The following is a 22,499-nucleotide window of genomic DNA, read 5'->3' on the forward strand; positions in this document are numbered from 1 at the left end:
ACGTTTGAATGACCATGGAACCAATAGAATGAAAAAACTCCCGTTGTCACTGCTGATCACCGCTGTTCTATGTGGTGGTTTGACGGCTTGCCAATCTACTTCCGCACCTGAAACCTTCGCAACTGCGGTGACCACAGTGTCAGCCGATCAGCAATTTGCGTCGTTTAGCGACCAATTTATTGAAGCCTTTTGGCTGGTCATGCCTACGTATGCACTCTATAGCGGTTATCACAAATATGATGCAACGCTGGAAGTGCCAAATGCTGAAAATCGTGCTGCCACCTTGGCATTTGTTGATACCTATCAAGCAAAGCTGAGTGCTTTCAATCCCAACGGTTTGTCGGCGGCACATCTGATCGACTATCGCTTATTAGAAAATTTACTGGCAAGCATTCGCTGGGATCTGACGACCTTTAAAGGTTGGCAGTGGGATCCTTCGTCTTACAACGTCGCGGGCAGCTTCGCGCAGATCATCAATGGCAATTATGCCGCAGAAGATGAGCGCTTGCGCAGTGCCCTAGGTCGATTAACCAATGTACCGGCTTATTACCAAGCCGCTAAAGCCAATATTGACCATCCCACTTTGGAACATACTCAACTGGGGATTTTGCAAAACCAAGGTGCTTTCTCGGTGTTAAACGATGAGCTGCTGACCAAGGTCAATACTTCTGGGTTAACGGCAAATGAAAAGCAGCTATTTGCCTCGCGTCTGACTGATGCAAAAGCGGCTATCACAGGTTATATCGACTACTTGAAGTCCCTAGAATCCGATCTGAAGCAAAACGGTGCTCGTAGTTTCCGTATCGGTGAAGCCTTATATGAGCAGAAATTTGCCTTCGATATTCAATCCGGTATGACTGCAAAGGAGCTGTATCAAAAAGCGCTGGCCGATAAAGCTAAAGTACAAACCGAAATGGCCAAACTGACCGATCAACTGTGGAATAAGTACTTTACCCAAGCCAAGCCGGCAGATGAGAAAGTCGCGATTCGTATGATGATCGATAAGCTGTCTTTGCAGCATGTGTCACGCGATCAGTTTGTCGATGAAGTGAAAAAGCTAATGCCGAAGCTGGTTAACTTTGTTGAAACCAAAGATTTGGTCGAACTTGACCCGAATGAACCTTTGGTGGTGCGCGAAACCCCAGAATATATGCGCGGTTTCGCTGGCGCGTCAGTCAGTGCGCCAGGCCCTTATGATAAAGGTGCCAACACCTACTACAACGTAACCCCGCTTGATGGTATGAGCGACGAGTCAGCCGAAAGTTATCTGCGTGAATATAATCACTGGATGCTGCAAATTCTCAATATCCATGAAGCGATCCCTGGTCATTACACCCAACTGGTTTACGCCAATAAATCACCGAGTCTGATTAAAAGCATTTTTGGTAACGGCGCCATGATTGAAGGCTGGGCGGTCTATGGTGAACGCATGATGCTGGAAGAGGGCTATGGTGATTTTGAACCAGAACTGTGGTTGATGTACTACAAATGGAACCTCCGCACCATCTGTAACACTATTTTGGATTACAGCATTCAAGTGAAGGGCATGAGCCATGATGAAGCAATTGCATTAATGACCCAAGAAGCATTCCAACAAACGGCAGAAGCCGAGGGTAAGTGGCGTCGAGCAACTTTAAGCCAAGTGCAGTTAACCAGCTATTATGCCGGTTACCGCGCGATTTATGATTTGCGCGATGAACTGAAAGCCAAACAGGGTAAGCAGTTCAATCTTAAGCAATTTCATGAACAGTTTTTGAGCTACGGCAGTGCGCCAGTGATGTATATCCGCCAATTGATGTTGAAATAATTGCCATCTCACAGCAAAGAAAAGGGTCTGCTGAAACTTTTCTTTGCTGTTGCTCAAATTAGAAGCGTCAGAATATTGACACTTGCACTATAAATGCGTTTAATGTGCAAATGATAATAATTAGCAATAGTATTGGCGCGCTATGAATTTTCTAGTAGTAACAGATGATGAACAGTGGCAACAAGCAGTAACACCATGGATTGCAAGCAAAACTGAAAATACTCCCCATCGTTTTGCACTTCATTCGCTGAAGGAGCAGCATCTTAAGCCGCAGTTAACCCCTGATGTGTTAGTGATGTTATCCAGACACTTCAAAAAACCTGCAGAACATCAACAGTTAGCTTGTTATACCCAGCTGCCGTGTATCTTTACATCACCAGAATCGATTGATGCCGATATTGCGCCTATCCTTGTCGACGAAAGCGACAGCTCAGAGATTGTGATTGACCCAAAAAATGGTGCCATCATTCTGCAAAACCGGATAGTGCAGCTCACCGATACTGAGTTGAAAATCTTTCAATACCTGTATGAGCAACAAGGTCAGGCTGTTAGCAAGCCGGAATTGCAGCAGCAGATATTGCAGCGTGATTTTGGCCAGTACGATCGGAATTTGGACATGCACATCGCCAATATTCGTAAAAAACTGCAGCAGGCAGGGCTTGCACGTAACTTGATTTTGACCGTGCGTGGTCGAGGCTACAGCTTTAATCACGAACACTTACAGTTCGCCCAGCCAGATCCCGTTTCTAACGTTTAAACCCTTGGGGAATTGGTTTATCCTAGTGCGCAAATTTTGGCGGGTTTTATGCCCGCAGCGTAGTAAGGATATTAAATGAGAGTTACAGCCAATTTCGATGGCGGGAATATCGAAGTACTCGATATTGCTGACAAAAATGACATCCGTTTAGCGATTCGCCCGGATGCAGGTGATGAGTTTTTTCAGTGGTTTAACTTTCGTTTTGAAGGGCTGGTGGGCAATCAATATTGCCTCAAAATCGTTAATGCCGGAAAGTCCTCTTACGTAAAAGGGTGGCATGATTACCAAGCGGTAGCGAGCTACGACCGTCAGCATTGGTTCCGCGTACCGACCCGATTTGATGGTGAACAACTAATCATCGACTTAGCTCTGGATGCCGACGCGATTCAAATTGCTTACTTCGCCCCTTATAGCTATGAGCGCCACCTCGATCTGCTCAGTGCTGTGCAAGTTCACCCAGAAGTCTCACTTGAACATCTTGGTTTGACCTTAGATGGTCGCGATATGACCTTGGTGAAGATTGGTGATGGTGCTGAGCACAAGAAAAACATCTGGATTACTGCACGTCAGCATCCAGGTGAAACCATGGCGGAATGGTTAGTTGAAGGTCTGCTTTATCGTCTGCTTGACTCAGATGATCCGGTTTCAAAACAGTTGCTGGATAAAGCTAACTTCTATGTTGTGCCGAATATGAACCCTGACGGTAGCGCCCGTGGTCATCTGCGTACCAATGCGGTTGGCGTTAATCTTAATCGTGAATGGCAAACCCCTTCGCTAGAAAAAAGCCCAGAAGTTTATTACGTCGTTAATAAGATGAAAGCTATCGGCGTCGACTTGTTCTATGACGTGCATGGTGATGAAGGCTTACCATATGTGTTCTTAGCCGGCTGTGAAGGTGTACCGGCGTGGGATGATCGCATGCAAGCGCTGCAAGATGCCTTTGAAAATGCGTTGTTGCTGGTTAGCCCAGATTTTCAGACTGAATTTGGTTACGGTAAAGATGAGCCGGGTAAAGCTAACTTAACCATCGCGTCAAATTGGGTGGCAAATACCTTTAAATGTTTGTCGAATACCTTGGAAATGCCATTTAAAGATAATCATAATCTTGCAGATCCAATGGAAGGTTGGTCACCACAGCGTTGTATCTATTTTGGTGAAGCATCACTGACAGCGATGCTGGCCGTTGTTGATTCATTGAGGTAAGCACTATGGCGTTAGTCGAATGTCCTGTTTGTAATAAGCGCATGTCGAGTAGAGCAACTCGCTGTCCTAGCTGCAATATTGCAGTGGGCGAGGAGAGTGAATCTGCAGCGCGTATTAGTAGCATCCAAAAATCAACCAAGCTGCAAACGCATAGCTTTTTGGCATTAACCCTGTTTATCGCCGGGGTGGTTATTTGGTTTTGGGGCGGTGAAGTCGCCCAAGGCAATCAGGCATTAGTCGGCGCGGTATGTTTTGCGTTTGGTTTTGTGGGTTATCTCATCACCCGGATTCGTATCGTATTGCACAAAAGGAAAGGCTCATGAGCGACGAACTGTTAAAAGTGATTGATGACATGCCGCTTGAGGTGTTTGAGCGTTTACGTACTGCGGCTGAAATTGGTAAGTGGGAAGATGGCTCATTACTGACAGAAGAGCAAAAAGAATCTACTTTGCAGTTAGTCATGCTATTTCAAGCGCGACGGTTCGATCAAAATGAGCACTTTACGATTGGTAAAGACGGTCAGGTCATTGAGTTGTCAAAAGCAGAACTCAAACGTCGCTTTAAAGGTGACACCATCGCCTCGTTTGACGAAAAAGAGCTGTAACAGAAAAGCCCCAATGTTTGGGGCTTTTTTGATCATCACGCACTGACAAATTTTGCTTAGTTAGGGGTAAGCTCGCCAACTAAATTGTGCTGCATTTCTACTCTTATCTGTGCTGCTGACAAGTTACGCGACAGCAAATAGTGCAGTTTAGTCAGCGCTGCTTCAATCGTCATATCGTAGCCACTGATCACCCCCGCATGCGCCAGCGCATTACCCGTGGCGTAGCCGCCCATATTGACGCGACCTTGCATACATTGGGTAAGGTTAACTAACACAATGCCACTGTCATGGGCATCTTTTAAGGTGTTAAGCAATGCCGGTTGTTGTGGCGCATTTCCGACACCGTAGGTTAGCAGGATCAGCGCTTTGACCGGTTGTTGTAGAATATTCTTAAAGATCTCATTGGAGATCCCTGGATAAAGTGTCACCACGCCAATCGGCTGCGAGGTCAGTTGCTGCACTTGCAGCGGTTTGATCTCGCCAGAGGCTAAGCTGCCAGCTCTCATCCTGATTTGAATTCCAGCTTCAAGCAACAAGGGATAGTTAGGCGATGCAAATGCATCAAACCCTTCTGCATGCACTTTAGAAGTGCGATTACCCCGAAATAGCTTGTTATTAAAAAACAAGCAGACTTCTGCGACCGGATAATTGGCCGCGATATACAAGGCGTTTAATAAGTTGGTTTGTCCGTCAGAACGTAGTTCCGATAACGGGATCTGAGACCCCGTCACAATTACCGGTTTGGACAAATCTTGCAGCATGAATGACAAGGCTGAGGCTGTAAACGCCATGGTATCTGTGCCGTGCAGAATCACGAAACCATCGTATTTATCGTAGTTTGCGGCAATATCATCGGCAATTTGCTGCCAATGTGCCGGCGACATATCAGAAGAGTCAATTAGCGGCGAGTATTCATGTAACACAAACTCAGGCATCTCTGCGCGGAAAAATTCCGGCATACCATTCAAGCACTCGGTGAGAAAGCCTGCCACCGGCACAAAACCATTTTCAGTTTTTTGCATCCCGATGGTACCGCCAGTGTAGGCAATATAAATCGATTTCTTATTCATGTGAGTAGGGGGTTGCCGCTAATGCTGCGGATTATAACAAAGGCCCACAAAAAAGCCCTGAATGTTCAGGGCTTATCCGGCGAGTCTGATTAAATACTGCACGCTTCGCAGTATAGATAGACATTTTTCGGGTCATCAAACGCAGCAAAATCTTCTGCAACTTTGTTGAGTTGTTGCATTAATTTCTCGGTAGTGCTCATTTTGATGGTGGTTTGTGGCAGATACGCTGCCGCTGAACCTAATACGGCTTGCAGCATTTTTTGCTCTGGTGACAACTCTTTTTCAATGACGCGTAAATCATAGCTGGTTAATTTGGCTAATTCGGCGGCTTTGCCGATTGCCGCATCAAGATCACCTAATTCATCCACCAAACCGAGCTTCTTCGCCTCGATGCCTGACCAGACTCGGCCTTGAGCAATGCTGTCGACTTGCTCTAAGGTCATGTGGCGCGATTCAGCCACCATAGAGATAAAGTTGTGATAGCCTCGCTCGATATGCATCTGAATCGCGGCTTTGAATGATTCAGGTAAGGCGCGGGTCACAGACACTCCAGCAATATCGCTGGTGGCTACACCATCAGAGTGGATACCCAAGGCGGCCAGTGAATCTTCAAAGGTGGTCACCATACCAAAAATGCCGATAGAGCCGGTGATTGTGGCTGGATTGGCATAGATGTAATCGGCTGACGCTGAGATCCAATAACCGCCAGAGGCGGCAAGGCTGCTCATGCTCACCACTACAGGTTTACCTGCGGCTTGCAACGCCAGCACTTGTTGGCGGATCTGCTCTGACGCAAAGGCGCTGCCACCAGGGCTATCAACCCGAAGCACCACGGCTTTAATTTTGTCATCAAAACGGGCTTTTTTAAGGAGGTTGGCCGTACTGCGACCGCCAATGGTGCCCGCAGGTTGGTCGCCATTCAAAATATTCCCTTTGGCCACCACAATACCTATGCCTTCAGTTGGCACAATGCTTGGGGTCGGCGCAACGAGGTTGGCATAGTCGTAATAATCGATATGTTTAAAGCTATGACCTTTTTTGGCTTTTCCCACCAAGGCCAGCATCTCTTGGCGGAACTCTTCCTCGGTAACTAGCTTATCAACCCATTTTAGGTTGAGCGCCATCTGTGCAGCATCACCTTGGCTGTTTTTAAGTGCGGTAATGTAATCGGCACCTTGCAGTTGAAAATCGCGAGGCTCAAGCCCACGATTTTGGGCAACGGTCGCTGTAAAGACTTGCCAAACATCGTTCATCCACTTGCGATTAGCTTCTTTCGCAGCCTCAGACATATCATCGCGAATGTAGGGTTCAACGGCTGATTTGTAGGTGCCAACGCGGAATACGTGGGTGTTAACCTTAAGCTTTTCTAGCGCTGATTTGTAATAAGTTGGGTAGTTACCTAGGCCCTCAATCAGGGTTTGCCCCTGCTTATCGAGGTAAATTGTGTCGGCGTAACTGGCCAACAGATAGCGGTATTGATCGTAAAATGCGCCCATTGCAATCACGGGTTTACCGCTCTTTTTAAATTCAATGATGTGGCGGCCAATCGCTTCCAATTTGGTGAGACCACCAGATTGCATGTCCCCAGCGTCAATCACCAATGCCTTAATGCGGCTGTCTTGGGCTGCGCTGTCAATGGTATCGAGGATTTCAGCCAGCAGGATTTCGCCATTTTCATCTCGGTCATTCCCTTGATTCATTACCGCATCAAGTGGGGCGAGCTCAGTCTTTTGCTCGACGATTTTGCCTGCAAGGTTTAACAGCAGTGCAGAGCCATCTTCAATCTGAACCTCTTTATCAGTTGCAGATGCAGCAATAACGGCGACGACAACGATAAATAGAATTGGGAAAAAGATGATATTCAAGATCAGCTTGCGAACAAAGTTGATGACATTCCATATCAAAATCAACGTGTTCTTGGTGGTAAGCGGTTTTGCAGACATAGCGATTCCTAGCTTATTACAATGACCGATATGCTAACTGAAAACGCTGATGTCTGGTAATTTCATTTGTAAATCAATTTATCGTCACACTGAGAAAATTACATTAAAACACTACACCTTAGGTGGCATTGAGTGATCGACTTTTTACCGCTATGCTAGATTTAAACAACTGTTTGAATGGGTGAGTGATGAGCCAAACATTAGCGATGTTGCAGCCGTTGGATCTTGGATTTTGCCAGCTTAAAAATCGTGTGGTGATGGGCTCCATGCACACCGGTTTAGAAGAGGAAAAGCATGGCTTCGACAAGTTGGCGGTGTTTTATCGCGAGCGAGTGGAAGGCGGCGTAGGGTTAATTGTGACTGGTGGCATATCGCCCAATTTTCGTGGCCGATTAACTCCAGGGGCGACTCAGTTAAGTTTTCCGTGGCAGGTGGGCAAACATCGTATTGTGACGGATGCGGTTCACCAAGCTGGCGGTAAAATTTGTATGCAGCTACTGCACGCCGGACGCTACGGCTATCATCCATTTTCCTTGGCTCCATCGGCAATTAAGTCGCCCATCACGCCATTTACCCCGAAAGCCATGTCGCTGCGGCAAATTAAAGGCACGATCAAGGATTTTGCCCGCTCGGCAGCGCTCGCTAAAAAGGCGGGCTACGACGGTGTGGAGGTGATGGGTTCGGAAGGTTATCTCATTAACCAATTTATCTGTACACGTACGAATCAGCGCGATGATCAATATGGCGGCAGTTTTGAAAAACGGATCCAATTTGCGTTGGATGTTGTGGCAGCAATTCGCGCCCGTGTAGGTGCTGAATTTATCATTATCTTTCGTTTGTCGATGTTGGATTTAGTGGATAACGGCTCGAATTGGACTGAAGTTGTGGCGCTGGCAAAAGCGCTTGAGACCACTGGCGTCAATTTGATTAATACTGGCATTGGTTGGCATGAGGCGCGTATTCCTACGATTGCGACCAGCGTCCCTCGTGCGGCGTTTAGTTGGGTGACGGAAAAGCTGCGCCGTGAAGTGTCAATTCCGCTCATTGCAACCAATCGGATAAATATGCCAGAAGTTATTGAGCATATTTTGCAGTCGGGCCAAGCGGATATGGTGTCGATGGCGCGGCCGTTATTGGCCGATCCGCAATTCGTCAATAAGGCCGCTGCTGGGCATGACGCATTGATAAATACCTGCATAGGCTGTAATCAGGCCTGTCTTGATCATACCTTTAAGCTGCAGCGCGCGACCTGTTTGGTAAACCCGCGAGCGGTTTATGAAACCGAAATAAACTTTACGCCGGTGACGAAGGCTAAAAGTCTTGCTGTGGTGGGGGCGGGGCCTGCAGGTTTGGCATTTGCGGTGTATGCCGCTGAGCGTGGCCACCGAGTGACCTTGTTTGAAGCCAATGGCGAGATTGGTGGCCAGCTTAACTTTGCCAAAAATATTCCAGGTAAAGAGGAGTTCAACGAAACGCTGCGTTATTTCCGCGCGCAATTAGATCAGCATAACGTTGATGTGAGGTTAAATTGCGAATTTAGCAGTAAGGATGCCAGTGGTTTTGATGAGGTCATAATTGCGACCGGTGTTCGACCAAGACAGCTTGATATTGAGGGAATCAATCATCCCAAGGTCATGAGTTACCAAGCGTTATTAAGTGGCCAACAGCAGGCGGGTTCAAGCGTTGCGATTATCGGTGCTGGTGGCATAGGGGTTGATGTAGCGCACTTTCTTGCGGAGCGAACCTCTGCCACCTTAGTGCCTGAAAAATGGTACGCCCGCTGGGGGATTGATACCCAGTATCAGCATCGTGGCGGCTTAGTTGATGCGTTAGAAACCGAGCAACCTTCTGAACCGCGTGAACTGTATCTACTGCAACGTAAGCCAACGCCGATTGGGAAAGGATTGGGGAAAACCACTGGTTGGATTCATCGCGCCATGTTGAAATTGCATCATGTGAAGCAGTTGGTGGGGGTTGAGTATAAAAAGGTTGATGATGATGGACTGCATATTGTCCATCAAGGCCAAGCCAAGTTGTTGCCGGTAGATACTGTGGTTATCTGCGCTGGGCAGGAATCAAATGGTCAGTTAGCCGATGAGTTAATCGCGGCTGGAATTGCAGTCCATCTGATCGGCGGGGTGAAGATTGCCGCTGAGTTGGATGCAAAACGCGCAATACGCGATGCGGCTTTGCTGGCGGCAGCCATATAGCATTTACATAGACACGGTTAACCACAAGGTTAACCGTAGCTGTGCTGATATACCGGCGGCATTTCAGCGCCTTCGCTGGAGAGTTCTAAATCAAGATCTTCGCTTGGAATGCAGCAGCAGGGCAGACATTCATCGGCGGCAAGCTCTGCCAGCGGCTCGATAACATATTGCACTGCGCCGCTGCGGATTTTGGTGCGGCAAGCACCGCAAAAACCACTGCGGCACTCAGAGAAGATCCGCACCTGTTTATCTTCAAGGATTTCAAGCAGGGTTTGTTGTTCCTGCTGCCAATTCCACAGCAGCAGGGGCTCGCCTTGCAGATAAACGATTGGGCGTTTTTTAAAGATCAAAGTCGGAGAACTCATTTTCATCTACTGCAGCGTCAATTTGACCTACAAGATAAGAAGATACTTCAACTTCTTGCGGAGCTACTTGTACTGCGTCACTTTCCAACCAGTTTTTCATCCACGGCAGCGGATTACTACGCTCTTGATAGGGCGCTGGCAGATTGACTGACTTCATCCGTTCATTACTGATGTACTCAACGTAGTGACATAAAATCGCTTCGTTCAAGCCGATCATTGAGCCATCTTTGAACAGATACTTGGCCCAGGCTTTTTCCTGCTCTGCCGCACGATAGAAAATATCATAGGCTTCTTGATGACACTCTTTAGCGATTTCGCCCATTTCTGGATCATCGCGACCCGCTTGCATCAAGTTAATGATGTGCTGAGTTGAGTTCAAATGCAGTGCTTCATCACGAGCGATCAAACGAATGATCTTGGCATTACCTTCCATCAAACGGCGTTCAGCAAAGGCAAATGAGCAGGCAAAGCTGACGTAGAAACGAATCGCTTCGAGCGCATTCACTGACATCATGCACAAATAAAGTGCCTTTTTCAGCTCACGCAAGGTGACGTTAACGGTTTCACCATTGAACTGCAGCGAACCTTCACCGTGCAGGTGGTAGTACTGAGTCATATTGATCAAACGATCATAGTAATTCGCAATGTCACCCGCGCGTTTGAGGATCTCTTGGTTCACCACGATGTCGTCAAACACTTCTGATGGGTCATTCACAATGTTGCGAATGATATGAGTATAAGAGCGACTATGAATGGTTTCGGAGAATGACCAAGTTTCAATCCAAGTTTCCAACTCGGGCAGCGACACCAAAGGCAAAAACGCAATATTCGGTGAACGGCCTTGAATCGAGTCCAATAACGTTTGATATTTCAAGTTAGATAAAAAGATATGCTTTTCATGATCAGGCAGCGAAGCAAAATCAATTTTATCACGTGAAACATCAACTTCTTCTGGACGCCAAAAGAAAGACAGCTGTTTTTCAATCAGCTTTTCAAACACTTCATATTTTTGTTGGTCGTAACGTGCAACGTTAACTGCTTGACCGAAAAACATCGGTTCACGGGTTGCATCGTTCGGCGTTTGACAAAAAATCGAATAAGCCATAATCCATTCTTCCAAACAGTCGGGGCCAATTTGGCCCCGTTTAATATTTATTAAATCTTACATGCACCGCCAGCGCAGCCATCGTCTTCCTTCTCGACAGCAGCGAAATCGTCGTGCTTATCAGAGGCACCGTCACGGGTGTTATGATAATACAGCGTCTTCACACCCAGCTTGTAGGCTGTTAGCAAATCTTTCAGCAGCAACTGCATTGGTACTTTGCCACTGTCATATTTAGATGGGTCATAGTTGGTGTTAGCAGAGATCGATTGATCGATAAACTTCTGCATAATACCTACTAATTGCAGGTAACCATCATTGCTCGGCATTTGCCACAACAGCTCGTAGTTTTCGCGAAGCTGTTCAAAATCTGGTACCACTTGTTTCAGTTGGCCATCTTTTGATGCCTTAACACTGATTAAACCGCGTGGAGGTTCAATGCCGTTGGTCGCGTTAGAGATCTGTGATGAGGTCTCTGATGGCATTAGCGCTGACAGGGTAGAGTTACGCAAGCCGTATTCTTTGATGTCATTGCGCAGCTGTTCCCAATCTAAATGCAGTGGTTCAGAACAGATTTTGTCTAAATCACGCTTGTAGGTATCGATTGGCAAAATGCCTTTGGCATAGGTGGTTTCATTGAACAGTGGGCAAGCACCTTGCTCTTTTGCCAGTTTCATTGACGCCTTCAGTAGGTAGTACTGAATTGCTTCAAAGGTTTTATGGGTCAGGTTATTACCGCTGCCATCAGAATATTTCACGCCATGCTTCGCCAAATAGTTAGCAAAGTTGATCACGCCAATACCCAAAGTACGGCGATTCATCGACGCAGTGTGTGCCGCTGGAATTGGGTAATCTTGATAATCCAGCAGATTATCGAGCGCGCGTACGGCCAAATCAGCTAAGCCTTCAATTTCATTCAATTCAGAAATTGCGCCTAAGTTGAGAGCTGATAGCGTACACAGCGCAATCTCACCGTTTGGATCGTTCACGTCGTTCAGTGGTTTAGTTGGCAGTGCGATTTCCAAACACAGGTTGGATTGACGTACTGGCGCCACTTGTGGGTCAAACGGGCTATGGGTGTTGCAGTGGTCCACGTTTTGAATGTAGATACGGCCAGTAGAGGCACGTTCTTGCATCATCAACGAGAACAGCTCGACCGCGCGCAGCGAGCGTTTGCGAATGCTTGGGTTTTGTTCGTATTGGGTGTACAAACGCTCAAATTCTGCTTGGTCAGCAAAGAATGCATCGTAAAGACCTGGCACGTCTGATGGGCTAAACAAAGTGATGTTTTCGCCTTTGATCAAACGTTGATACATCAGCTTGTTGATCTGTACGCCGTAGTCCAAATGGCGGATACGGTTGTCGTCGACACCACGGTTGTTTTTCAAAACCAGCAGTGATTCAACTTCTAAGTGCCACAGTGGGTAGAACAGGGTTGCTGCGCCGCCACGAACACCACCTTGCGAGCAGGACTTAACCGCCGTTTGGAAATGCTTATAAAAGGGAATGCAACCAGTGTGGAATGCTTCACCGCCACGGATTGGGCTACCGAGCGCACGAATACGACCGGCGTTGATGCCGATACCGGCACGTTGGCTGACGTACTTCACAATCGCCGACGAGGTGGCGTTAATCGAATCTAAGCTGTCGCCAGTTTCAATCAATACACATGAACTGAATTGACGCGTTGGCGTACGCACGCCGGCCATAATTGGCGTTGGCAGTGAGATCTTAAACGTGGATACCGCATCGTAGAAATCACGCACGTACTGCAAGCGGGTTTCTTTTGGATAACGGGCAAACAAACATGCCGCTACCAGAATGTAGAGAAACTGCGCGCTTTCGTAGACTTCATGCGTCACACGGTTTTGTACTAAATATTTGCCTTCAAGCTGCTTCACTGCGGCGTAAGAGAAGGTCATATCGCGCCAATGATCGATATAGCTATCAAGAATGTCTAATTCTTCAGCCGTGTAATCTTCGACGATGTGTTTGTCGTATTTGCCTAATTCAACCAGCTTGGTTACATGGTCACGTAGCTTTGGTGGTTCAAACTGGCCAAAGGCCTTTTTGCGCAGATGGAAAATGGCCAAGCGCGCCGCTAAAAATTGGTAGTCTGGTGACTCAGGCGAGATCAGGTCAGCAGCTGCTTTGATAATCGTTTCGTGAATCGCTTCCGTTGGGATGCCGTCATAAAACTGCAGATGTGAGCGAAGTTCAACTTCAGAAACTGATACGTTAGAGAGGTCTTCAGCCGCCCAGGTGATTACGCGATGGATCTTGTCCAGATCGATCACTTCACGTGCGCCGCTGCGCTTGGTCACTGTCATATTGCTATTCATGGAGTCTAGCCCTGGTCAATTTTCTTATAGTGATGGAGGAATCCATCTAACTTCCGATGTAAACAAAAGTCTTCAACAGGCCTATCTTTTGCCTGTTTACTCTATTCGCTACCAGCGCAACACTAATCTACTGCTTGTGTGTGTGCTTATAGGTAACACACTATATATGGTGTGTCTTTGTTTGATATACATCAAGATAATGAGGTTATTGGGGATTTGCAAGGGGTAACGAAGCGCATATCTTGTGGATATCTACGCCATTGTTCCCTCTCACATTGATAAAGTGCCGTCAATACGGGGGATTGCGGTTGATGACGCAAAAGTGCGCAATCAAACAAAAAAATTTCGACTGCCAAAATAAGCAGCAGATGTAACACGATCGTGATCCGATCTGAATCTGAGTTAGCCTATCTATCGATCAATAAATGCTAATAAATCGGTAGGGGAATTGAGTGTAAGATCTGCGCCCCAACGCTCAGGCGTATCATGTTCGGCCAAGTAGCCCCAACCAGCCAATACACTCGGCATTTGCACATTGCGCGCCGCAATAATATCCCGTTCAGCATCCCCTAAATAGGCGATTTCCGCCGGATTGAGTACTAGTTGTGATGCCGCTAGTCGCATGGGCTGAATATCGGGCTTGCGATACAGGGTACTGTCTGCGCTGATGATGGATTTCATCAAGGGTGTCAGCCCAAGTTTGGTCAGCAATGGCCGAGTAAAGCGGGCTGGCTTATTGGTAACCACGCCGAGTTTGATGCGATGCTGCAGGGCAAAATCCAATAACAGGTCGATCCCATCGAATACACGGGCGCAATCACCATTCACACTGAGGTAATGCTCAAGTAGCGCTAAGCGTACGGATTCAGTGTGCTCGGCATCGAGATCAGGTTGTGCGGCTTTAACAAGTCCTAAAGAGCCATGAGAAGCGACAGAGGTAAGATAGTGTTCGTCAGCGAGGCAGGGCAGTTTAAACTGCGACAGGGCGCGATACAGCGCTTCGATAAGATCTGGCGCTGTATCAACCAGCGTACCATCAAGATCAAAAAGTAAACCGTTAATCTGAGGTAACGCAGGCATGGTATTATCCTAATTTTTGACAAGCAATCATGTAGTTCACTTCAAGATTTTTGGTGTACGAAAAGATTGAAGTAAGAGGATTGTATTTGATACCGATCGCATCGCGACAGTGCAGTTCGGTTTTCTCAACCATGTCGATGAGCTCAGATGGCCGAATATATTTATCGTGCTCATGGGTACCCACTGGCAGCATTTTCAACACGTATTCAGCCGCGACAATGGTTTGTAGCCATGACATCAGATTGCGGTTGATGGTCGAGAAAAATACCCAGCCATCATCGGCTACCATATCGCAACAAGCGCGGATAACCGAAAGCGGGTTAGGCACGTGCTCCAGCATCTCCATGCAGGTCACCACATCGTATGCACCTTGATGCGTCTGTGCATGTTCTTCGGCGGTTTGCTGCAAATAGTCGATAGTCACGCCTTTTTCGAGCGCGTGTAAGCGGGCGATTTCGAGTGGCTCATGGCCCATATCAAGCCCGGTGACCTTTGCCCCAATGCGCGCCATGCTTTCAGCAAGGATTCCGCCACCACAGCCGACATCTAACACCTTCTTATCAAAAATACCGCCTGCTTTTAGGTCGATATAGTTTAGGCGAAGTGGGTTTAGTTCGTGCAGAGGCTTAAATTCACCGTGCGGATCCCACCAACCGGCCGCCATTTTTTCAAACTTTGCAATTTCCTGCGGATCAACATTGGCGTTTTGAGACATGTATTCACTCGATTCCTGTCGACAAATAATGTGGGCATTATAACCTTATCTGTCTGATTAATTACCAGCGAAATTAGTGACATTGCTTTGTGCCATTAATCACTTGTCGCTAATTGAAAGCCTGCAACAATGATGCTAGGTAACATTTTGAATTACCGGTTGTTCATTAAATCAACGAACCTGAGCGTTTTCATTCACGCAACGGGAAACAAAGCTTACCAGCCCGCAGTTATGTGGTAGAATACCAAATTACGTTTTTCAGGCTCGGCAATGACATGGACTTAATAATAGTTGTCAGCTAATACAAGGGGATCGAGCAGTTTATGACTGACCAGGCTTCATCAATTTCACCAATAAATATTGAAGACGAACTCAAAAATTCCTACCTCGACTATGCGATGAGCGTAATCGTTGGACGGGCCCTGCCAGATGTTAGGGACGGTCTCAAACCAGTTCACCGTCGCGTCTTATTTGCGATGAACGAGCTGAAAAACGACTGGAATAAACCTTATAAGAAATCGGCCCGTGTTGTCGGCGACGTAATCGGTAAATACCACCCGCACGGCGATAGCGCGGTATATGACACCATCGTGCGTATGGCGCAGCCGTTCTCGTTGCGTTACACCCTGGTTGATGGTCAAGGTAACTTCGGTTCTATCGATGGTGACGCGGCAGCGGCAATGCGTTATACCGAAATCCGCATGGAAAAGCTGGCACACCAACTGCTGGCTGACTTAGATAAAGAAACTGTGGATTATGTGCCGAACTACGACGGTACAGAAATGATCCCTGAAGTACTGCCAACGCGTGTACCTAACCTGCTGATTAACGGTTCATCGGGTATCGCTGTTGGTATGGCAACCAACATTCCGCCACACAACATCACCGAAGTGATCAAAGGTTGTTTGGCGTTGATTGAAGAGCCTGAACTGTCGATTGAGCAGTTGATTGAATATATTCCGGGCCCAGATTTCCCAACCGCTGCAATTATCAATGGCCGTAAAGGTATTGAAGACGCCTACCGCACTGGTCGCGGCAAGGTGATCATGCGCGCGCGCGCTTCATTTGAAACCGATGAACATAACGGCCGTGAGCGTATTATCGTCACCGAAATCCCATATCAAGTGAACAAAGCACGCTTGATTGAGAAGATTGCAGAGCTGGTTAAAGATAAACGTATCGAAGGTATTAGCGGCCTGCGCGATGAGTCTGACAAAGACGGTATGCGCATCGTTATCGAAATTAAGCGCGGTGAAGTTGCAGAAGTTGTGTTGAACAACCTGTATGCCCAAACCCAGATGCAATGTTCTTTCGGTATCAACATGGTGGCGTTGGCAAATGGCCAACCTAAGCTATTCAACCTGAAAGAGATGCTGGAAGCTTTTATTCTGCATCGCCGCGAAGTGGTTACCCGTCGTACCGTTTTCGAATTGCGCAAAGCACGTGACCGTGCCCATATATTGGAAGCACTGGCTGTTGCGTTGTCTAACATCGATCCAATCATTGAGTTGATTAAAGCATCTGCGAGTCCAGCAGACGCCAAAACTGGCCTGATGGCACAAGGTTGGGAACTCGGTAACGTTCGCGAAATGCTTGAAAAAGCTGGTGATGATGCAGCTCGTCCAGAATGGCTTGAACCAGAGTATGGCATTCGTGACGGTCTCTACTATCTGACCGAACAACAAGCACAAGCAATTCTTGATCTGCGCTTGAACAAGCTGACCGGTCTAGAACACGAAAAAATCCTGCAAGAATATGTTGATCTTCTGGATATCATTGCTGGTTTATTACATATCCTGCGTAGCCCAGCACGCTTGATGGAAGTGATCAAAGAAGAACTTGACCAAGTGTTGGCTGATTTTGGCGATGAACGTCGCACAGAAATCACTGCATCATCAGCGGATATAAATCTCGAAGATTTGATCACTGAAGAAGACGTGGTCGTGACACTGTCACACTTAGGTTATGCAAAATACCAACCGCTGACGGACTATCAAGCGCAGCGCCGTGGTGGTAAAGGTAAAGCTGCAACCAAAGTAAAAGATGAAGACTTTGTCGAACGTCTGTTGGTGGCTAACACTCACGACACCATTTTGTGTTTCTCAGACTTTGGTAAGTTGTATTGGATGCGCGTATTTGAATTGCCACTGGCAAGTCGTCAATCACGCGGTAAGCCAATTGTGAACTTGTTACCTTTGTCGGAAGGTGAACGTATCACAGCGATTCTGCCAGTACGTGAATACGAAGAAGGCAAATACATCATCATGGCGACCTCACACGGCACCGTGAAGAAAACCGCATTGACTGAATATAGCCGTCCGCGTAGCAACGGTATTATTGCCGTGAACCTGAAAGATGGTGACCAGTTGATCGGTGTGGATATTACCGACGGCAGCAATGAGATCATGCTGTTCTCTGATGCGGGAAAAGTGGTGCGCTTTAAAGAAGCGGAAGAATCCATTGTCACTGACGAAGACGGTAATCCAGTATTGGATGAAAACGGTGAAGTACAAGTGAACTTCAAAGGTGTGCGCCCAATGGGACGTAACGCTACCGGTGTTCGTGGTATTGCATTAGAAGATGGCCAAAAAGTTGTATCACTGATTGTGCCGAAATCTGAAGATCCAATCCTGACAGTTACCGAAAACGGTTACGGTAAGCGTACGGCTATCGATGAGTATCCATCGAAGAGCCGTGCAACCAAAGGTGTAGTATCTATTAAAGTCTCAGATCGTAACGGGCCGGTCGTTGGCGCAGTTCAAGCCGCTGAAAACGACGAAATCATGCTGATCAGTGACAAAGGTACTTTGGTTCGTACTCCTGTGTCTGGTGTGTCGCTGATTGGTCGTAACACCCAAGGTGTGACCATCATCCGTACCGCAGATGATGAACGAGTGGTCGGACTGCAGCGCATTGACGAAATTCAATCTAACGGCGATGATATCGATTCGGAAGTAGTGGAAGATGAAACCTCAGCTACTACGCCAGATGCGCCGCAGGATGATGCCGAAGAGTAACCATTCTTAGCAGTAGTAACGAGCGTCCGATGAGACGCTCGTTTTATTTGTGCCTTATATATTTCCAAGGAGAAGATCAGTGAGTACGGTGTACAACTTTTGTGCCGGGCCAGCCATGTTGCCAGCTCCCGTTTTAGCTAAAGCGCAGCAAGAATTATTGGATTGGCAAGGCTTAGGCGTTTCAGTGATGGAAGTGAGCCATCGCGGTGCACCTTTCATTGAACTGGCGACCCAGTCAGAAAAAGATCTTCGTGCCTTAATGAACATTCCTGATAACTACAAAGTGCTGTTTATGCATGGCGGTGGTCGCGGTCAGTTCGCAGCAGTAGTGAATAACTTTCTCGGTGATAATGGTCGCGCACTCTATTTGCTATCGGGCCAATGGTCGACCTCCGCGGCGGAAGAAGCGGTACGTTTGGTGGGCGAAGATGCTATCGATACATTAAACATTGTCGAAAAAGTGGATGGTTTGAATAATGTGGTGTTGCCAAGCTTACAGGGTGACGCTGGCCAGTATCGCTATGTGCATTATTGTCCGAATGAAACGGTTGATGGCATTGAAATCTTTGACACGCTCGACAGTAGCTGGCCGATTGTGGCGGACATGTCGTCAACCATTATGTCGCGCGAAATCGACGTGAGTAAATTTGCGGTTATCTACGCTGGCGCGCAGAAGAATATTGGTCCATCAGGTTTGACGCTGGTGATTGTACGTGAAGATATGTTAGCGCTGCCAGTGGTACATCCGTCATCGATTATGGATTACCGCATCGCTGCTGCAAAAGATTCAATGTTCAATACACCACCTACCTTTGCATGGTATCTAGCGGCTGAAGTGTTCAAATGGTTGCTCAATGCTGGCGGTGTCGCAGCGATGGAGAAAACCAATATCGCCAAAGCGGAATTGTTGTATCACTGCATCGACAGCTTGCCATTCTATAAAAACGGTGTGGCGACTGAAAACCGTTCGCGTATGAATGTGACCTTCCAGTTGGCTGACGAATCACTCGATAAAGCGTTTCTTAAAGAAGCCGAAGCACAAGGTTTAGTTGCCTTAAAAGGCCATCGGATTGTGGGCGGTATGCGTGCGAGTATCTACAACGCCATGCCACTTGAAGGCGTTCAAAAACTGGTTGAATTTATGACGGCGTTTGCTGCCAAAAATAGCTAAGTGATGATGCATTAAAGATAAACAAAAAGCGGATGATTTAATCATCCGCTTTTTTATGCTGTGGCCAACACTAAAATGTTACTACTGACCTGATGAACAGCCACTCAGGCAAGCGTTCATCAGTTGCTATGGGCAAATCACAACACCTTGGCGATAGCTGCGGCTAAGTAATCAACGTTGGCTTCGGTGATACCGGCGATACTCATACGGCTAGAATCTACCATGTAGATACCGTGTTCATGTTTCAGCAGCGCAACTTGCTCTGGGGTAATTCCGAGGAAAGAGAACATCCCTTTTTGGCGAGCGATAAAGCTAAAGTCACGGGTAACGCCTTGCGCTTTGATACGTTCAACCAGCATGGCGCGATTACCGTTGATGCGATCACGCATCACTTGCAGCTCTTCATGCCATTGAGCTGTTAATTCAGTAGATGCCAGAATCGTTTCAACTAAGGCCGCACCGTGAGCTGGCGGCATTGAGTAGTTACTACGAACAACGTGCAGCATGACTGACTGGGCAATCGCGGCTTTGTCGCTATCTTTGGCAATAACGGCGCAAGCACCAATACGCTCACGGTATAAGCCAAAGTTCTTTGAACAAGAGGCACATAAGATCATCGCATCAACAGCGTCAGCCATGTTACGTACGCCGTAGGCGTCTTGATCTAGGTTTTCGCCAAAGCCTTGGTACGCCATATCGAGCAATGGTGTAAAACCGCGTTCTTGCGCAACAGCAACCACTTGATCCCACTGATCAGGCGTTAAATCTTCACCGGTTGGGTTGTGGCAGCATGCATGCAACAACACCACGTCATTGGCACCCAGTGTTTTAAGCTTGTCTAACATAGCGTCAAAACGCAGCGCATTGTTTTCGGTGTCGTAATAAGGGTATTTATCGACGGCTAAACCAGCTGCTTTAAAAATGCTGATGTGGTTCGCCCAAGTTGGGTCGCTTACCCATACAGTCGCATCAGGATTACAGCGTTTGATGAAATCAGAGGCAACTCGCAGTGAACCAGTACCACCTGGTGTTGACACGCTGCGAATACGATTGCTCAGCACTGCGCTGTGTGTTGCACCAAATGCCAGTTCGCAGATCAGACGGTTGAACTCTGGGCTACCCGCTGGGCTGATATAAACTTTTGAGGTCTCGGTTTCAGTGCGAATACGTTCTGCAGTTTTAACGCATGCAAGAATAGGTGTGTGGCCTGCAGGGTCTTTATAAACACCGACACCTAAGTCGATTTTATCTGTACGAGGATCTTCACGAAATTGTGCCATCAGACCAAGAATCGGATCCGCTGGCATGGGGTTTAATGCATTGAACATCGAGTCTTCCGTTTATAGTTATGTGTGACAGAATTGTTAGCATAGCGGTTAAAGCCGCCTGTGTTAATCTGCATTATTTTCAAAGAAAAATTATCACATGTACAGATAAATGAACGAAATCCTTCATCTTTGTACATTTCTGTTGACGGATTGTCGAAAAAGCATTTATTGCTTATTTTTTGTGCTGTAATGCTTGGCTATTACAAAAAATCGTTGAATTAAGGCGTCATTGGGTTACTTTAACCATACGAAGACGTAAATCAGGTGCCGATATCGGAGAGCGTTAAGATCCTCAGCTCAGTTACATCGACCTACATAAGCGCGAAAAACGACGCCGTAGGTTTATCAAGCAACTTATATCAAAACTAGAAATAGCTAAATATTATGAAACAGTTACACCTGAATAAAGTCTATCGTTTTAACGGTGAAGTAAATATTCCCGGCTCTAAAAGCATCTCAAACCGAGCCTTATTGTTAGCAGCCTTAGCAAAAGGTAAAACCACGCTCACTAATTTGCTCGATTCCGACGACATCCGGCATATGTTAAATGCGCTGCGGCAGTTAGGGGTTAAGTACCAACTTTCAGCAGACAAGCGCACCTGCACCGTTGAAGGTAATGCGGGGCCATTTAATAAGTCACAACCCTTGTCTATGTTTTTAGGTAATGCTGGCACAGCAATGCGCCCTCTGTGCGCCGCATTAACCCTTGGCAGTGGCGATTTTGAGCTTACCGGTGAACCGCGTATGGAAGAGCGTCCAATCAAGGATTTAGTGGATGCAATTGCGCAACTGGGAGCTAACATTCAATATCTTAAGAACGAAGGTTATCCTCCTGTAAATATTTTGGGTTCAGGGCTTTCTGGCGGAACGGTCAAGATATCTGGTGCGTTATCCAGCCAGTTCCTCACCGCATTATTGATGGTTGCCCCCTTGGCCAAAGGTGATGTTGAAATTGAGGTGGTGGGAGAACTGGTTTCAAAACCTTACATCGACATCACCTTGGCACTGATGGCTAAATTTGGTGTCAATGTCGACAATCAGCAATATCAACGTTTCCTTGTGAAAGGGAATCAACAATACATCGCTCCCGGCGCCTTGCTGGTTGAAGGTGATGCGTCATCAGCGTCTTATTTTCTTGCCGCGGGTGCGATTGCCGGTGGTGAAATTAAGGTGACAGGTGTTGGCAAGCAGAGCATTCAAGGCGATGTGAAGTTTGCTGATGCGCTTGCGGCGATGGGCGCAGATATTGAATGGGGTGATGACTACATCATTGCCCGAGGCAGTAAATTGCATGGCATTGATATGGATATGAATCATATTCCTGATGCTGCCATGACGATTGCAACCGCTGCATTATTTGCAGAAGGCGAGACTAAGCTCACCAATATCTATAACTGGCGTATTAAAGAAACCGATCGCCTAGCGGCGATGGCGACAGAATTACGAAAAGTCGGTGCAACAGTGGTAGAAGGGGAAGATTTTATCCAGATCACGCCTGCTGCGAAGATCAAGCATGCCGAGATCGATACCTATAATGATCACCGTATGGCAATGTGTTTCTCGTTGGTGGCGTTTAGTGATGCGGGTGTCACCATTAATGACCCGGATTGTACCTCAAAGACATTCCCTGATTACTTTGCGCAGTTCCAATTGCTTGCTTGCCATTGATCAAAGTGCCGAAGCCTTCGGCATTTAGTCACATGTTTGCTAAAAATCGCCGACTTCGAGGACGATATTGATATATAATATCGTCCGCTCATTTTCGAGGACGGCTTTTAAGCTTTC

At 47.0% G+C, this 22,499-nt stretch carries 17 protein-coding genes; 9 read left to right on the forward strand and 8 right to left on the reverse strand.

What is annotated here, in order from left to right; genetic code table 11:
- Positions 1-28: 28 nt before the first annotated feature.
- The 5 genes from JYB87_RS08415 (at position 29) to JYB87_RS08435 (ending at position 4,371) form a co-directional block, all read left to right on the forward strand.
- A complete protein-coding gene (locus tag JYB87_RS08415) occupies positions 29-1,807 on the forward strand; it encodes a DUF885 domain-containing protein (protein WP_207356396.1) in 1,779 nt (592 codons plus the stop codon).
- A 142-nt stretch (positions 1,808-1,949) separates the two neighbouring features.
- Complete coding sequence (locus JYB87_RS08420; protein WP_207356397.1) at positions 1,950-2,564, forward strand: winged helix-turn-helix domain-containing protein; 615 nt, start codon at positions 1,950-1,952, stop codon at positions 2,562-2,564.
- A gap of 75 nt (positions 2,565-2,639) precedes the next feature.
- Positions 2,640-3,767, forward strand: a complete 1,128-nt coding sequence (locus tag JYB87_RS08425; RefSeq protein ID WP_207356398.1) for a M14 family metallopeptidase — start codon at positions 2,640-2,642, stop codon at positions 3,765-3,767.
- 5 nt (positions 3,768-3,772) lie between these two features.
- Positions 3,773-4,090, forward strand: coding sequence for a zinc ribbon domain-containing protein (locus JYB87_RS08430; RefSeq protein WP_207356399.1), 318 nt, complete (start codon positions 3,773-3,775; stop codon positions 4,088-4,090).
- Positions 4,087-4,371, forward strand: a complete 285-nt coding sequence (locus tag JYB87_RS08435) for a YeaC family protein (RefSeq protein WP_207356400.1) — start codon at positions 4,087-4,089, stop codon at positions 4,369-4,371. The genes JYB87_RS08430 and JYB87_RS08435 overlap by 4 nt, the downstream gene beginning before the upstream one ends.
- 56 nt (positions 4,372-4,427) lie before the next feature.
- Here the strand turns inward: JYB87_RS08435 and ansA are convergent, their stop codons facing one another.
- The gene (ansA, locus tag JYB87_RS08440; RefSeq protein WP_207356401.1) at positions 4,428-5,441 is read right to left on the reverse strand and encodes an asparaginase; all 1,014 of its coding nucleotides are present in this window, start codon (positions 5,439-5,441) and stop codon (positions 4,428-4,430) included.
- Positions 5,442-5,530: 89 nt separating this feature from the next.
- Positions 5,531-7,384, reverse strand: coding sequence for a signal peptide peptidase SppA (gene sppA / locus JYB87_RS08445; protein ID WP_207356402.1), 1,854 nt, complete (start codon positions 7,382-7,384; stop codon positions 5,531-5,533).
- A gap of 188 nt (positions 7,385-7,572) precedes the next feature.
- Here sppA and JYB87_RS08450 point away from each other — a divergent pair, with 188 nt between their 5' ends.
- Positions 7,573-9,594 carry an NADPH-dependent 2,4-dienoyl-CoA reductase gene (locus tag JYB87_RS08450; RefSeq protein WP_207356403.1) on the forward strand — a complete coding sequence of 674 codons (2,022 nt, stop codon included), beginning with the start codon at positions 7,573-7,575 and terminating at the stop codon, positions 9,592-9,594.
- A gap of 29 nt (positions 9,595-9,623) precedes the next feature.
- Here the strand turns inward: JYB87_RS08450 and yfaE are convergent, their stop codons facing one another.
- The 5 genes from yfaE to ubiG form a co-directional block, all read right to left on the reverse strand.
- Complete coding sequence (gene yfaE / locus JYB87_RS08455) at positions 9,624-9,965, reverse strand: class I ribonucleotide reductase maintenance protein YfaE (protein WP_407695837.1); 342 nt, start codon at positions 9,963-9,965, stop codon at positions 9,624-9,626.
- A complete protein-coding gene (nrdB, locus tag JYB87_RS08460) occupies positions 9,934-11,064 on the reverse strand; it encodes a class Ia ribonucleoside-diphosphate reductase subunit beta (RefSeq protein ID WP_207356405.1) in 1,131 nt (376 codons plus the stop codon). Before nrdB ends, yfaE begins: the two co-directional genes overlap by 32 nt.
- Before the next feature lie 50 nt (positions 11,065-11,114).
- Positions 11,115-13,403, reverse strand: coding sequence for a class 1a ribonucleoside-diphosphate reductase subunit alpha (nrdA, locus tag JYB87_RS08465; RefSeq protein WP_207356406.1), 2,289 nt, complete (start codon positions 13,401-13,403; stop codon positions 11,115-11,117).
- A gap of 411 nt (positions 13,404-13,814) precedes the next feature.
- A complete protein-coding gene (locus tag JYB87_RS08470) occupies positions 13,815-14,483 on the reverse strand; it encodes an HAD family hydrolase (protein ID WP_207356407.1) in 669 nt (222 codons plus the stop codon).
- 4 nt (positions 14,484-14,487) lie between these two features.
- The gene (ubiG, locus tag JYB87_RS08475; RefSeq protein ID WP_207356408.1) at positions 14,488-15,198 is read right to left on the reverse strand and encodes a bifunctional 2-polyprenyl-6-hydroxyphenol methylase/3-demethylubiquinol 3-O-methyltransferase UbiG; all 711 of its coding nucleotides are present in this window, start codon (positions 15,196-15,198) and stop codon (positions 14,488-14,490) included.
- Positions 15,199-15,521: 323 nt separating this feature from the next.
- Between ubiG and gyrA the strand changes: the two genes are divergently transcribed.
- Positions 15,522-18,215: a DNA topoisomerase (ATP-hydrolyzing) subunit A gene (gene gyrA / locus JYB87_RS08480; RefSeq protein WP_207356409.1), complete on the forward strand. Its 2,694-nt coding sequence runs from the start codon at positions 15,522-15,524 to the stop codon at positions 18,213-18,215.
- Positions 18,216-18,294: 79 nt separating this feature from the next.
- Positions 18,295-19,386 carry a 3-phosphoserine/phosphohydroxythreonine transaminase gene (gene serC / locus JYB87_RS08485; RefSeq protein WP_207356410.1) on the forward strand — a complete coding sequence of 364 codons (1,092 nt, stop codon included), beginning with the start codon at positions 18,295-18,297 and terminating at the stop codon, positions 19,384-19,386.
- Between the two features lie 137 nt (positions 19,387-19,523).
- On the opposite strand, the gene JYB87_RS08490 is transcribed toward serC, so the two are convergent.
- Entirely contained in the window at positions 19,524-20,714 is a 1,191-nt protein-coding gene (locus JYB87_RS08490) for an amino acid aminotransferase (protein WP_207356411.1), read from the reverse strand.
- A gap of 384 nt (positions 20,715-21,098) precedes the next feature.
- On the opposite strand from JYB87_RS08490, the gene aroA reads away from it, so the two are divergent.
- Positions 21,099-22,382: a 3-phosphoshikimate 1-carboxyvinyltransferase gene (aroA, locus tag JYB87_RS08495; RefSeq protein WP_207356412.1), complete on the forward strand. Its 1,284-nt coding sequence runs from the start codon at positions 21,099-21,101 to the stop codon at positions 22,380-22,382.
- Positions 22,383-22,499: the final 117 nt, after the last annotated feature.

The sequence above is a fragment of the Shewanella avicenniae genome (genome assembly GCF_017354945.1).
Classification (GTDB): Bacteria; Pseudomonadota; Gammaproteobacteria; order Enterobacterales; family Shewanellaceae; genus Shewanella; species Shewanella avicenniae.

Bases quoted from the DNA above. Each gene is read 5' to 3' on its own strand.
- JYB87_RS08435 (WP_207356400.1), top strand. From the start codon at position 4,087: ATGAGCGACGAACTGTTAAAAGTGATTGATGACATGCCGCTTGAGGTG.
- JYB87_RS08420 (WP_207356397.1), top strand. From the start codon at position 1,950: ATGAATTTTCTAGTAGTAACAGATGATGAACAGTGGCAACAAGCAGTA.
- aroA (WP_207356412.1), top strand. From the start codon at position 21,099: ATGAAACAGTTACACCTGAATAAAGTCTATCGTTTTAACGGTGAAGTA.
- JYB87_RS08470 (WP_207356407.1), bottom strand. From the start codon at position 14,483: ATGCCTGCGTTACCTCAGATTAACGGTTTACTTTTTGATCTTGATGGT.
- JYB87_RS08415 (WP_207356396.1), top strand. From the start codon at position 29: ATGAAAAAACTCCCGTTGTCACTGCTGATCACCGCTGTTCTATGTGGT.
- yfaE (WP_407695837.1), bottom strand. From the start codon at position 9,965: ATGAAAATGAGTTCTCCGACTTTGATCTTTAAAAAACGCCCAATCGTT.
- ansA (WP_207356401.1), bottom strand. From the start codon at position 5,441: ATGAATAAGAAATCGATTTATATTGCCTACACTGGCGGTACCATCGGG.
- ubiG (WP_207356408.1), bottom strand. From the start codon at position 15,198: ATGTCTCAAAACGCCAATGTTGATCCGCAGGAAATTGCAAAGTTTGAA.
- JYB87_RS08450 (WP_207356403.1), top strand. From the start codon at position 7,573: ATGAGCCAAACATTAGCGATGTTGCAGCCGTTGGATCTTGGATTTTGC.
- JYB87_RS08425 (WP_207356398.1), top strand. From the start codon at position 2,640: ATGAGAGTTACAGCCAATTTCGATGGCGGGAATATCGAAGTACTCGAT.
- nrdB (WP_207356405.1), bottom strand. From the start codon at position 11,064: ATGGCTTATTCGATTTTTTGTCAAACGCCGAACGATGCAACCCGTGAA.
- sppA (WP_207356402.1), bottom strand. From the start codon at position 7,384: ATGTCTGCAAAACCGCTTACCACCAAGAACACGTTGATTTTGATATGG.
- JYB87_RS08430 (WP_207356399.1), top strand. From the start codon at position 3,773: ATGGCGTTAGTCGAATGTCCTGTTTGTAATAAGCGCATGTCGAGTAGA.
- JYB87_RS08490 (WP_207356411.1), bottom strand. From the start codon at position 20,714: ATGTTCAATGCATTAAACCCCATGCCAGCGGATCCGATTCTTGGTCTG.
- nrdA (WP_207356406.1), bottom strand. From the start codon at position 13,403: ATGAATAGCAATATGACAGTGACCAAGCGCAGCGGCGCACGTGAAGTG.
- gyrA (WP_207356409.1), top strand. From the start codon at position 15,522: ATGACTGACCAGGCTTCATCAATTTCACCAATAAATATTGAAGACGAA.